The sequence below is a fragment of the Photorhabdus hindustanensis genome (assembly GCF_002968995.1).
Classification (GTDB): Bacteria; Pseudomonadota; Gammaproteobacteria; order Enterobacterales; family Enterobacteriaceae; genus Photorhabdus; species Photorhabdus akhurstii.
In genome coordinates this window covers 1-11,804 of record NZ_PUWT01000091.1, presented here as the reverse complement: position 1 = coordinate 11,804, position 11,804 = coordinate 1, and the positions used below count along the sequence as shown (strand labels likewise).

At 34.9% G+C, this 11,804-nt stretch carries 12 protein-coding genes and 2 pseudogenes; 8 read left to right on the top strand and 6 right to left on the bottom strand.

The features are described 5' to 3' along the window. The coding region (locus C6H66_RS23365; RefSeq protein ID WP_146111109.1) for a tail fiber assembly protein at nt 1-184 on the top strand (184 nt) is incomplete at its 5' end. A gap of 329 nt (nt 185-513) precedes the next feature. Continuing rightward, on the top strand, nt 514-1,470 hold the full coding sequence (locus tag C6H66_RS23360; protein ID WP_105396870.1) for a glycosyltransferase: 957 nt from the start codon (nt 514-516) through the stop codon (nt 1,468-1,470). 71 nt (nt 1,471-1,541) lie between these two features. On the opposite strand, the gene C6H66_RS23355 is transcribed toward C6H66_RS23360, so the two are convergent. After that, nucleotides 1,542-2,081: a phage baseplate protein gene (locus C6H66_RS23355; protein WP_248000801.1), complete on the bottom strand. Its 540-nt coding sequence runs from the start codon at nt 2,079-2,081 to the stop codon at nt 1,542-1,544. A gap of 433 nt (nt 2,082-2,514) precedes the next feature. On the opposite strand from C6H66_RS23355, the gene C6H66_RS23350 reads away from it, so the two are divergent. From C6H66_RS23350 to C6H66_RS23335, 5 genes and pseudogenes are all read left to right on the top strand, one after another. Then, a complete protein-coding gene (locus tag C6H66_RS23350) occupies nt 2,515-2,697 on the top strand; it encodes a type II toxin-antitoxin system HicA family toxin (RefSeq protein ID WP_046397638.1) in 183 nt (60 codons plus the stop codon). A 24-nt stretch (nt 2,698-2,721) separates the two neighbouring features. Beyond that, nucleotides 2,722-3,150 carry a type II toxin-antitoxin system HicB family antitoxin gene (locus C6H66_RS23345; RefSeq protein WP_046397637.1) on the top strand — a complete coding sequence of 143 codons (429 nt, stop codon included), beginning with the start codon at nt 2,722-2,724 and terminating at the stop codon, nt 3,148-3,150. Nucleotides 3,151-3,971: 821 nt separating this feature from the next. Continuing rightward, nucleotides 3,972-4,134: pseudogene (locus tag C6H66_RS27815) on the top strand (type II toxin-antitoxin system HicA family toxin); the annotation flags it as partial. 155 nt (nt 4,135-4,289) lie between these two features. Continuing rightward, on the top strand, nt 4,290-4,517 hold the full coding sequence (locus tag C6H66_RS27100) for a type II toxin-antitoxin system HicB family antitoxin (RefSeq protein ID WP_248000799.1): 228 nt from the start codon (nt 4,290-4,292) through the stop codon (nt 4,515-4,517). Between the two features lie 264 nt (nt 4,518-4,781). After that, a complete protein-coding gene (locus tag C6H66_RS23335) occupies nt 4,782-5,648 on the top strand; it encodes a GNAT family N-acetyltransferase (protein ID WP_161786714.1) in 867 nt (288 codons plus the stop codon). A gap of 479 nt (nt 5,649-6,127) precedes the next feature. On the opposite strand, the gene C6H66_RS26195 is transcribed toward C6H66_RS23335, so the two are convergent. The 4 genes and pseudogenes from C6H66_RS26195 to C6H66_RS23315 form a co-directional block, all read right to left on the bottom strand. Further along, nucleotides 6,128-6,355, bottom strand: coding sequence for a hypothetical protein (locus tag C6H66_RS26195; protein WP_181150283.1), 228 nt, complete (start codon nt 6,353-6,355; stop codon nt 6,128-6,130). A gap of 106 nt (nt 6,356-6,461) precedes the next feature. Beyond that, nucleotides 6,462-7,200: pseudogene (locus C6H66_RS23325) on the bottom strand (IS110 family RNA-guided transposase); the annotation flags it as partial. A gap of 270 nt (nt 7,201-7,470) precedes the next feature. Next, nucleotides 7,471-8,553 (bottom strand): glycosyltransferase, encoded by a 1,083-nt coding sequence (locus tag C6H66_RS23320; protein ID WP_105396868.1) that lies wholly within the window; start codon nt 8,551-8,553, stop codon nt 7,471-7,473. Nucleotides 8,554-8,646: 93 nt separating this feature from the next. Next, entirely contained in the window at nt 8,647-10,197 is a 1,551-nt protein-coding gene (locus tag C6H66_RS23315; RefSeq protein ID WP_105396867.1) for a phosphoethanolamine transferase, read from the bottom strand. A gap of 407 nt (nt 10,198-10,604) precedes the next feature. Here C6H66_RS23315 and C6H66_RS23310 point away from each other — a divergent pair, with 407 nt between their 5' ends. After that, nucleotides 10,605-11,468 (top strand): GNAT family protein, encoded by an 864-nt coding sequence (locus tag C6H66_RS23310; RefSeq protein WP_105396866.1) that lies wholly within the window; start codon nt 10,605-10,607, stop codon nt 11,466-11,468. 124 nt (nt 11,469-11,592) lie between these two features. Here C6H66_RS23310 and C6H66_RS23305 read toward each other — a convergent pair. Continuing rightward, on the bottom strand, nt 11,593-11,804 hold a 212-nt coding region (locus tag C6H66_RS23305; protein WP_146111108.1), incomplete at its 5' end, for a tail fiber assembly protein.

The following is an 11,804-nucleotide window of genomic DNA, read 5'->3' as shown; positions in this document are numbered from 1 at the left end:
TCAAAAGCAGCAATTAATAGCCGAAGCAACAAACCAAATCGCACCATTACAAGATGCTATGGATCTAAATATGGCAAACGATGAGGAAAAAGCACAGTTAGTAGCTTGGAAAAAATACCAAATATCACTGAGCCGTATTGATGTTACATCAGCACCAGACATTAACTGGCCTAAAAAGCCATAGTTATATGTATTTTGATATCGGGCTGCATAAGCAGCCCTTATTGTTGTCATTCTGGGATAATCCTTTAAGTCATTCATTCTGAGGGGAATTATTTAATCGGGCTTCTAAAACTACGTCTCCTTTAATCGCTCAGTAAATAGGTAAAAATTTTTCTTAGTACCAAACGAAAACTGATTGATGATTCAGTTAGTTAGATATGACTATTGAGTTCCGGATAATTGGATAGTGCAGCTCCAAATAACCTATAAAAACAATTTATAACATATTATAATTATGTTAACCTAAATACTAAAAATGATACTGTTTAAAAATTAGGAAATAGATTAGTAATGGAAAAGATTATCGTTAACGGTGTTTCTAACCAAAAATTCATAAACGACTATGCTTATGATTTTGAACAGATGGTTAATCAAAGAATCAATCCTAATTCCATCCCAGATAGATTATATCGTAAAGGTAAAGCTTGCTGGGTTTTTCAGACTTTAATTAATCTCAAATATTACTACGGCGATTATCTTGATATTACACTAACCAATCAAGTCCGGGCTGATGCAGTTAATCTATTACACTACGATGATTTTAGCTTTAGAGTTAAGCCGTGGGCAGGATGCACTGTTGTTTGTCAAGCTGATCGCCCACCTGTTTATGGGGCTGATTATGTCGTTGTACAAAATCCACTACAAACAGAACCCGGAAAGATATTTTTACCACACTGGCCACAACCAAACTTAAAATGCAGATCCAAAGATAGTAATGAAATAAAAACCATTGGTTTTTTTGGACACGTTGATGCTTTACCTGATTTTTTTGCAGGAAAAAATCTTATAAGCGATTTAAGTAAAAGAGGTATAACACTTAGAATATCAACAAATGATTGGACTAATTATAGTGATATCGATATAGCTATAAGTTTTAGGAAAGAGCATGACTCTGATCTTATGAGAAAACCGGCTAGCAAACTTATCAATGCATGGAATGCTGGTTGTCCTTTAATTTGTGATGATGAACCTTCTATGAGAGCTATACGGATAAGTGAATTAGATTATTTAATTGCTAAAACGCCAGGGCAATTCATAGAAGCAGTGGATCAATTACGAAAACAACCAGATTTATATACGTCAATGGTATTTAATGGGAAAAAAAGATTTGAACAATATGATCGCGAATCCACAGCAAAAAAGTGGTTTTCTTTAATAGAAAAAATCCACAATACAAATGACACTCGAAGAGTAAAAACACTTTCCCGTTTCATTGCGTTTGTTCTTTATAAAGCAAAGGTTCACTAAATCTTATCAGTTTCGTATTAGTTTCCTCCTTGTTTTAAAATGACAAAGAGGAAATTAAACCATCAATTAACTCACGCAGAACGATACCAACCCATTAACATCACATAGGCGTTAGCTACATTTATCGCTGAACTATTACCAGTGTTTCCTGTTGCCCCACTTACTAAATGGTTATGGGCACCAATCGCTACAATGTGGTTATGATTGCCTGCTGAGTTAGTATCTGGATTTTCGAAAGTATAACTTCCTCCTGAGGTTGTAGATACTTTTGGACGTATATCTCCGGGCCTTCCCATACCATTTACAGTATGGTAATGGTTTCCTGTTGTGTTTGTTGTTTTTGTCCCATAATCAAATGAGCTAGTTGTTGCACTAAATGAATGGTTATGCACAGGTAACTGTGCTGCTGAGAGAGTAATACTATCAGAGCCTCCAGAACTCAGTACGTTTGAGCCACTCATACTGGCTAGACGAATTGTTTTATTTTCACCAATATATTTCCATGTAGTGCCTGGAAATAACGCATTTGGGTTTTTATTTTGCGCAAACCAAACCACAATTCCAACAGGATAAATGGTGTTGATATTAGCTGCACTTTTTGCCAACTCCACTGTTTCCGTCAAACCAAGGTTTACCATAACTCATTAATTTACCGTAACTCTTATCAACTCAGCTTTTTAAAGTGTTAAACGGATCTAAATATGGTAAAGATCGCGTATATTCACGTATCAATAAATAACCAAAGTGGCGAATTAGAGAGAAAGATATTAGCCGCGAAGAAATTACAAACACATTTTGAGTAATAAATCAGCAAAAAATTAGCACCATCTTGCCTTGTAAGTTCAGAGAATGTATCGCGGTATACCCCAAACAATACGTTTTCCCTGAGGATTTTAACCCTCTGAATACTAGGCGTGGCCTGCTGCAATGCCATATTTTGCAACTATCACACATTAGCAAGCTTTCTTAGCCATTTTTTTGTGAGATAAATAAATTTACTTTGTGTGTATGCGTGTGTATTATGATGTCAGGTTGGGAGGATATATGAAATCAACTGACCTAATAAAAGAGCTGACTGCTGCTGGGTGTGAACTTAGAAGGCATAACGGAGGTAGTCACCAAATTTGGTGGTCACCTATAACTGGAAAGACGTTCCCGGTCCCGCATCCTAAAAAAGATCTGCCTATCGGCACTGTCAAATCTATAAAGAAAATGGCGGGGATTTAATCCCCGCCGACTTTGGAGGTCATCATGTTTTTTTCAGTAGGTGTTGAGTTGCCGAAAGATGAAAACACAGCGTATGGATTGGTTATTCCTGCGTTGTGTACCGAAGATTATGGTTGTTTCTCTGCTGCTGATAGTAAAGAAGACATTGCGATAATGGCACGTGAAGCTATCTTGTTAACTGTTGAAGATATGGTTGCAAACAGTAAAGCCATTGAACAAATCAAGGACCCTGGCTATCTGGTTTATGCAAAAAACACAGAATATCAATACATTGATAGTTGGTTTGTTATTGATGTTGATTTATCTGAATTTTCCGGAAAGCAACAACGTATTAATATCTCATTACCCGATACACTTATTCAGCGTATTGATAATCGTGTTAAAGAAAGTCCGACACAATATAGAGATAGAAGTCACTTTTTAGCTGAAGCGGCAAGACATGAACTTAGGTAACACTATGGTGCATGGATGCGCCATAGTTTAAAAAGCATTCAATTGATGCCATGTTTATGAATCCTTTACACTGTCATATGAACGCAAAGCCCGAATGATAAGTGCCGCACCTTCTCCATGAATAGTAAAATAACCAAAATAACTATTTAGAGAAAAATACATTCATCTTGAAAAAACTATGAACAAGATTTAGATGATAACTTAGCGAGTCTACATAGTTCTCTTTAAACTCGCATTATGCGATGTATCACACTTTCAGTGTGAGAGTTATCTATCATGATTATGCAACCAAGAAAGCCGATAATTTACTGAAATTTATGAAAATAAAGTATGACCGACTGGTTAAAAAACCGGAGGAAAACACGTAAAACTTGCGGGAACCAGATATAAAACTCTCCAATATTGCATTAAGCCCCGGCATAACCATTATAATTAGACTATTAGAACACTCATTAATACTCATAAATCAAATATACCCGTACTCATTGAAGATGCTTGATTTTATCCGAAATGGAGCTCATTATCCTCTATTACATCAGAATGTTTTCTGTAGCCCATTAACTGACGGCAATCTTTATCAAAGTAGCTTTTAAAAAGCATCCAATGGGATTCAACATGGTAAAAATTGGGCAAATCTGAATGTCAATAAATAACCAAAATAATGATTGAGAAAGAAATATATTGACCTCGATGCAATTACGAGCAACTAACTATTGGGTGCTAAATATACAAAAAATTAGCATCATCTTGCAAGTTCATTTGAGATAAATAAATTTACTTTATAGGTATGTGTGCATATGCTGATGTCAGGTTAGGAGGATATGAAATCAACTAATCTAATAAAAGAGCTGACTGCTGTTGGATACGAACTTAGAAAGCATGCGGAAGGAGTCACCAATAACCGGAAAGACATTCCCAGCTCTGTATCCCCAAAAAGATCAGCTTATCGGTATTGTCAAATTTATAAAGAAAATGGCGAGAGTTTACTCTCCGCCGACTTTGGAGGTCATCATGTTTTTTTCAGTAGGTGTTGAGTTGCCGAAGGATGAAAACACAGCGTATGGTCTAGTTATTCCTGCGCTGTATACCGAAAATTATGGCTGTTTTTTGCTGCTGATAATAAAGAAGACATTGCGATAATGGCACGTGAAGCTATCTTGTTAACGGTTGAAGATATGATCGCAAACAGTAAAGCCATTGAACAAATTAAGAACCCTAGCTATCTAGTCTATGCAAAAAACACAGAATATCAATACATTGATAACTGGTTTGTTATCGACGTTGATTTGTCTGAATTTTCCGGAAAGCAGCAGCGTATTGATAATCGTGTCCAAGAAAGTCCGGCACAATACGGCCAAAGCAACTAAAGTAATTACAGGGCTGTTTGAGCCGAAATCGACATAAATTACCTAAATCACTGCTAATACATAGTATATTTGCCGCCGAATAGCAGTGGCTTTATAACCATAAACAGTCTAATATATTGTTGGAAACGTTTGACATGTGTTGTATTTATCACCGTGAAAAATGGAGATTACCATAATTACAATCCATTTTAGATTTATATAGAGGTAGCATCATTGAATATTCTAAACATAAAGACGCATTTTTCAGGGTGGTCAGAAGCGGGGGTGTCTGAATACCGTTATTGTTATAAAAAGTTTGGCGGCAATTTTTCAACGCACCCTGATGTCCTTGATTATTTGCACTCACACGCAGAATGTAGAGAACGATTCTTTGTGAGAACTAATGGGAATGGTGAGCTCACAGGAGCCTTATGTGTATGGCACAATAAATATCTGGCTAATGATTATTTCACTTCCGAAATTACTAAACATCTCAATTTGCCTGTGCCAAAAGATGAATTAATTTTGCCTTTATCTACTGAGAAAAAAAGCTTACTTCCTTTTAAAGGTAAAATTATATCAGAGATAAACGCAAGCTCGATTATGAATGTTACTTACAAATTGAATGCCAGACGACAGATTTGCTTGGCAAAGAATCCAGAGATGATGTCATCCAGTACGAAAAACTCAAGAAAAAGAGAAGTTAGACGATTCCTTGAGCAAGGGGGAGAGATAATAGACCAACGTGAATATAGTGCCTCTGAATTAGTAGATATTTATTTTGAACTCTTCAAGATGCGCAGAGGTGTATATCCAGGTCAAAGAGAAGAAAACATAAAGTTCATCCAAAAATTTCGCAGTATGGTGTTTGGTAGTATCCTTTTTTATCAAGGTAAGCCAGCAGCATTTCAGTTAATAATGAAATCAGATAATCCAAAATGGTCAACTTTTGATTACATAAATATTGGGTTAAATACAGAGTTAGCCAAATTGTCTGTAGGAACTATAATAATGTGGCTCAACACTCAAAATGCGTGGAAAAAATGTAACGAAGAAAATAAGGCAATGCGTTTTTCATTTGGAAAACCTACCTACAAATATAAAGATCGCTGGTGTATCAGAGAAAGCGTTGGTCGATTACTTTTTCCATAATAATTCTGCCCTTAAATAGGGCAGTAATTATTAATATCATATATTTCGATACTAATTCATCAACTTTATATATTCATTTGTTATGTTTATTGCAGTTTTTGAATCCATATCAGTTGTAGTCCCGGAAACAGAATGGCGATGAACGCCAATCCTAACAGGATATTCACACGCATTGGCGACCACAATATAATTAATAATGTCCTTCAGGAGAAATATTATCTAGATTTACTGTGACTATGTATTGGAGTATTGGAAAATTATTGATTGTCAGAGTAACCATCACCTATTGATAATATATCTGAACCATTAGCATTTACTAATCGGGCTATTAATAAATGTGCTATAAAACTTCCCCACCAAATAACAGTGATTTTATAGCTATGAGTTCCAACATTATGAATGATAATGTTTTTTATGGGTTTAATATCAAGATCATCTCTTAATAAAAGAAATAGTGGATTTTTCCACCCTTTAATATTCTATTTCTTTCTTATTTTCAGGAACTTTCTTTTAAAACTAAACCTAAAATTACGATCTAACATAAAGCCTAATATTGAAAGGTCTTTTACTATCTGATAAATAGAGTCAAAATATTCTTTTGACAATTTATCTTCATATTTATAGATAAGCTCTATAGCATGACAAGCTGTAAGGTTTCTGAATTTTCTGCCAAAAGTTTCATCTGTTATTAAGATAACCTTTGCCATTATATTTACTTTAGATTCATCAATGGAATTAGATAAACTACCTTCTCTTTTTACGTAGTTATAGTACTTCGTCTTAGTATAATGAACACTATTACATTTCGCTAAAAATATAGACCGAAAATTCCCTGCCCGACCGAAACGCGCTGGGATCGCCCATCGTCGTGATGGCGGCGGTCGATCAGGACACCGATACCGGGAATTTTCATCATCCGCTGACAATCGGCATTCTGTTTTGCCCACGCCGTTAGTTGTTTTTCCACCTGTTCAATTTGTTCATCGATTTCGTTCAAACGGTGGTATTGCTCCTCAAGCAGCTCAAGCAGGAACGGAGACAACTTTTCCCTTAGCCACTCAAGCACCTCCGGCATTGCTTTATCCAGTGAAGCTCTGCCTTTATGTACGGTGTCACTAAATTCCAGCAGTAAACCATGCAGTGCGTTGATTTGCGCGGTTCTGAATTTCACTAACTGGTAGCGCATTCGGTGTAATGACAAAATGACCTGCTGTTCTTCGTTTTTGACGGCGACCGATTTACTGGGCTGCTGAACCGCCAGCCAAATGGCCCGGGCATCCTGAACATCATTTTTGTTTCCCATCCGAAACGCTTTGACAAATTTAGCCTGAAGCAAACGCACTTCATGCCCCAGCTTTCTCAGTTCCCGTGCCCAATAGTGGGCGCCATCACACACTTCCATGTCAATCAGACAAGGTTCTCGATTACTGAAAAATGTTAAAAAATCCTGCCGCAGCAGCGGCTTATCAACGAGTTCACCAGTGTATTCATCAACAAAATGAATTTGCATCAAATGTTTTGCAATATCGACGCCAAAAGGAGTAAATTTCATGGGTGGATCCTCCAGTCATCAAGGAGCAACAGTCTCCCGTTTTTAGGCACTATAAGATAAGGCCAGAAATCTGCAAGGATCCACACTTCATCTCTCAATTCCAGCACAATGCCAAAGGCTAAGTGGTTAGGATGCGTTCATTACATTCTCTAAGAATTTTCCTATTAAACCTTCTAAGTTATATTCTGCAACTATAATTGATAACTTTTTGTTAGAATGTAAATATGAACCTTGCATTATCATACCTCTTGTATTATTTAGTAGATGCTATTAAATGTTAAGTGCTGATTTCACTCTTTTTAAATAATTTGAATCATATAAGTTTGAAATCGCCATTTTTATTTCATCGCTGTCAGATAGTTTTTTTCCGTTAACTATATCCTGTAATTTATTTATTAATTCAGAGGGTTTATCAACAGGATATAACTCACCATTTATTTCATTGATTATGATATCAGCTGGACCAGTTTTACAGTTAGAACTTATACAATATATACCTTGGGAATTAGCTTCACCTAATACCATAGGAAATCCCTCAAAATTTGAAGTTAATAACAATGTTGTAATCTCTTTAATTTCACTGATAATATAGTGCCACGGCTCATTGTGCCAACCATGCCATATTATATTGCTAGTTATATTTAGACTATCTGCTAAGTTACGTAATACTTTTTCATCACGACCACTACCAACAATATTTAACTCCCAATTACCATGAATTTCCGATAATGCTTTAAACATGCCACTAATGTTCTTCTCGTCATCAGTTAATCTACCTACATATAGAAATTTAGTTATACTCCCACTTGGTCGAGGGATAATTTCGCTTTTCTGAGAAACAGGATTAAAAATAGTAAAGATTTTATCTGGATTAACTCCTTTATCAATAAATTGCTGAGTTATCCCTGAACTAATGGAAAGGTGATAATCAGCTTTTGTTACATAAATATTTTTGTATAATTGATCAAGAGAAGAGTGAATCCATGAGAATATAGGGATCTTGGAAAAAATTAATTTTTTCGCTAGACTTGTTATATAGCAACTTAGTGGATCTGTAGCAATAATGATATCTGGCTTTTCTCTTTTAATAAATTTAGAGAATAAAAAGGAAAAATGTACTCTGCGAGCCTTTGTATTATATATTTCAGAGCGGATGCGATGAAATGACATACCATTTAACCATCCATCATCTATTTCAACACATCCTTGGCGAATATCATTGATAAAGAGGAAGCTGATATCTAATGATGTATTATCTTTCGATAATAGAGTCACTAATTTTTTGCATACAATTTCCTTTCCTCCAAAGCCTGACATATCGTAGCCTACGAGAATAATTTTTTTTGCTTTCATAAGTTAATTCAACCTTATCTTCGTTACCTATTCAATCTCATCTAAAAATCGGTTTCAACACAAATCCTGTTTATATTTTCCATAGTATAAAATTTATTCAGTAATTTTATCTTCCGGTAATGAGCTATATTTCATGACTTTATTATTAAAGTTCAGAACATTATCTTGGTTTTCACATATTTCATTAGACAGCATTTTACAATTCTCAGATATTGTAGACTCTTTAATATCTGTCCACTCTGAAAATAGTGTTAAGAAGTTCATTGAATTGCGTTGAACGTTAATAATATTACGTGACGTATCGTCGTAAGATGTAATAAACATAGGAACCTGATAATTCTGCTTATATTTATCATTATGAGCAAGCCTCATCTTCTTACTATCTTTCTCAAAGAAAGAAACTCCGTGATCAGCAAAATACATCAAGGACCAATTCTTCTCATTTTTTTGTGCTTCATCAGTAATTATTGATAGCAAATCATCAGTGTTTTCAATACTCTGTATATAGCAAGAAACCTGCTCTGACTTAAAAAATACCTTATATTCATAATTTGTCCTGATACAGGCGGGGGAATGAGATCCCATTAGATGAATAACAATTAGCTTCTTTTCTCTCTTATCCTCTAAGGCTTTTTTCACAATTGGTATTATATTTGTGTCAGGCATATTTCTGTTAAGACCAGAACTAGATTCACCTTTTTTAATAAATAATGGAGAGTCTGCTCTCGCACCCATACTAGCAACCGGAGTATCAAATATCCCCATAGAACCCTGATTTGATATCCAGTAGGTATAAAAACCAGCTTTTTCTGCTAATGTAACAATATTATTGCTTAAAATATTTTTACCATCTTTGACCATTGCTAGTGAGTTTGCCAACGATATTTTAGTTGATGGACCCGCTGATATATAATTTGTAAAAAGCGTTCCATTAGCAGTGCTCATAAAAGGTGTATTATGTATCGGAAATCCATACGCATTCATAAAATCTCTACGTACGCTTTCTCCAATCACAACAATATAGGTACTATATTTGGACTTTGCTGATACCGTTCCCCATGTATCCTTTTCACTTAATATTTCCTGCATTTTTTTATATTCACTTTTTACCATTATAAAGTTGGTAGTGACATCTTTAACTGCTCTAATTTCAGGAAGCCCAGAGTCAAGGATATTGAATTCCTCACCCTGTATAAAAGCTTTTAAAGGGTGGTGTATTACTGTAATTAATGCAAAAGAGAATAGAAAAATGTTAATATTTCTATGTAAATTAATATTTACTTTCAGAGAGAGCAAACAAGAGAACAGGATAAACGTACTAAAAAGATAATATTCAACTGGAATAGAAGAGATAAATTCACTAGCTTCTTGTTTATTTGTATAGAATAACGAAAGAATTGAGTTGAAGTTTGGTGATCCGTATGTAAGCCCGATAGGGGCATAAACGAGAGTTGCTATACCAAGAACCATAAGCAGGGTCCTGTAAACCACAATCACCTTATTTAGCAATAGAAAAATAAAGAATATAGCGAATACATACGCTATTTTTAAGCGATAACCTAAAGCCATATGAGCTAAAAGGCAAAAAATGAAGAGTGCAACAACTGGTAGTAGCTTGATTAGGTGGTTTTTTGTAAGTTTCATATTTATCTATTAATAGGTCATCGCGTAACAGTAAAACGTATTTTAGCTTTCAAAAACAAGAAAAATGGAGGTTCAATTTCTTCATCCAGCCGAAACTTCTATTAATACTGTACCATATATTTTTCATTATGTGAACAAAATAAATCTTGGCTACTTAAAAAAATAAAATTTAAACCTAAATACTTTATTTATAATACAAATGGACCTACATAATATAGAAGCACCATTACAATTTCCCAGTATAGAAAAATACGAATAATACTATATGATGATAAGTCATAGTAGCAGATAAAGTAAATAAAATAGCTTTTAAATGCATGAATAATTAAATTTTACCTGAACTATTTAATGGATAAAGAATTTAGATGAAAACATTACTATCTCTGATTTGATGGGAAGAAGCTAGCATTGACGATTATCGTCAATGCTACAGCCTGCGCGGAGGGGGATTAGCAACACACCCCGTTGTTTTAGATTTCATTCATAAACATTTTAAATGTGATGAAAAGTACTATGTACAGAAAGATTCTAATGGGTTATTGACTGCTGCCATATGCATATGGGGAGAGCGGTTTCTTGCAAACGATCCTTGTACTCCGTTATCGAAATATATCCGTATAGCTATTCCTAATGACGAATTAATCATACCCGCTTCTCCGGAAGCTAAATTTGTATTGCCTATTAAATCAAAATTTATTTCTCCTTTAAATAGGAAAAATTTGATTAATTCAACATATATATTTAATGCCAATAGAAGAGTGTGCATTGCTAAAGAATTAGGTAACGGTGGAATATCGACAAAATCCCAGAAAAAATATAAAGACCGATTGAAGCGCTTTCTAAAGATTGGAGGAAAAGTCGTAGATTGTGAATCTTTCAACCCAAGAGAAATAGCAAATATTTATTTCTCTCTTACCGAGAAAAGATGGGGTTCTTGTTGTGTTGATGAGGCGCTAACTCAAGAATTATTTGAACTAATTCAACCTCTTATATGGGGAAATATATTATTTTACAAAGATGAGGCATGCGCATTTCATTTTATTACAAAGACATGTACTTTTGAACACACTATCTTTGAGTTTATCCAGGCAGGAATGGATACTTCAGATGAATTGCAAAAGCATTCTATTGGCTCTTTACTAATTTGGAGCAATATAGAAAGAGCTCATTCTCAATATGAAAATGCCAGGTATTCCTTCGGCTGTCCATCCAGAGAATACAAACTCAGATGGTGTAACCTGCAACCCATTGGCAGAATATTGAGTCTGTAAAATTAAAAAGATCTATCCCGGTAGATTGCAAAATAATAGCATAATATTTCTAAGATAGACTAAATAGAATGCCTTACGATTGTTATCGGGCTGCTTATGCAGCCCGATATCAAAATACATATAACTATGGCTTTTTAGGCCAGTTAATGTCTGGTGCTGATGTAACATCAATACGGCTCAGTGATATTTGGTATTTTTTCCAAGCTACTAACTGTGCTTTTTCCTCATCGTTTGCCATATTTAGATCCATAGCATCTTGTAATGGTGCGATTTGGTTTGTTGCTTCGGCTATTAATTGCTGCTTTTGAAGTTTAGCCTGTTGCTGCAATTCTTCTT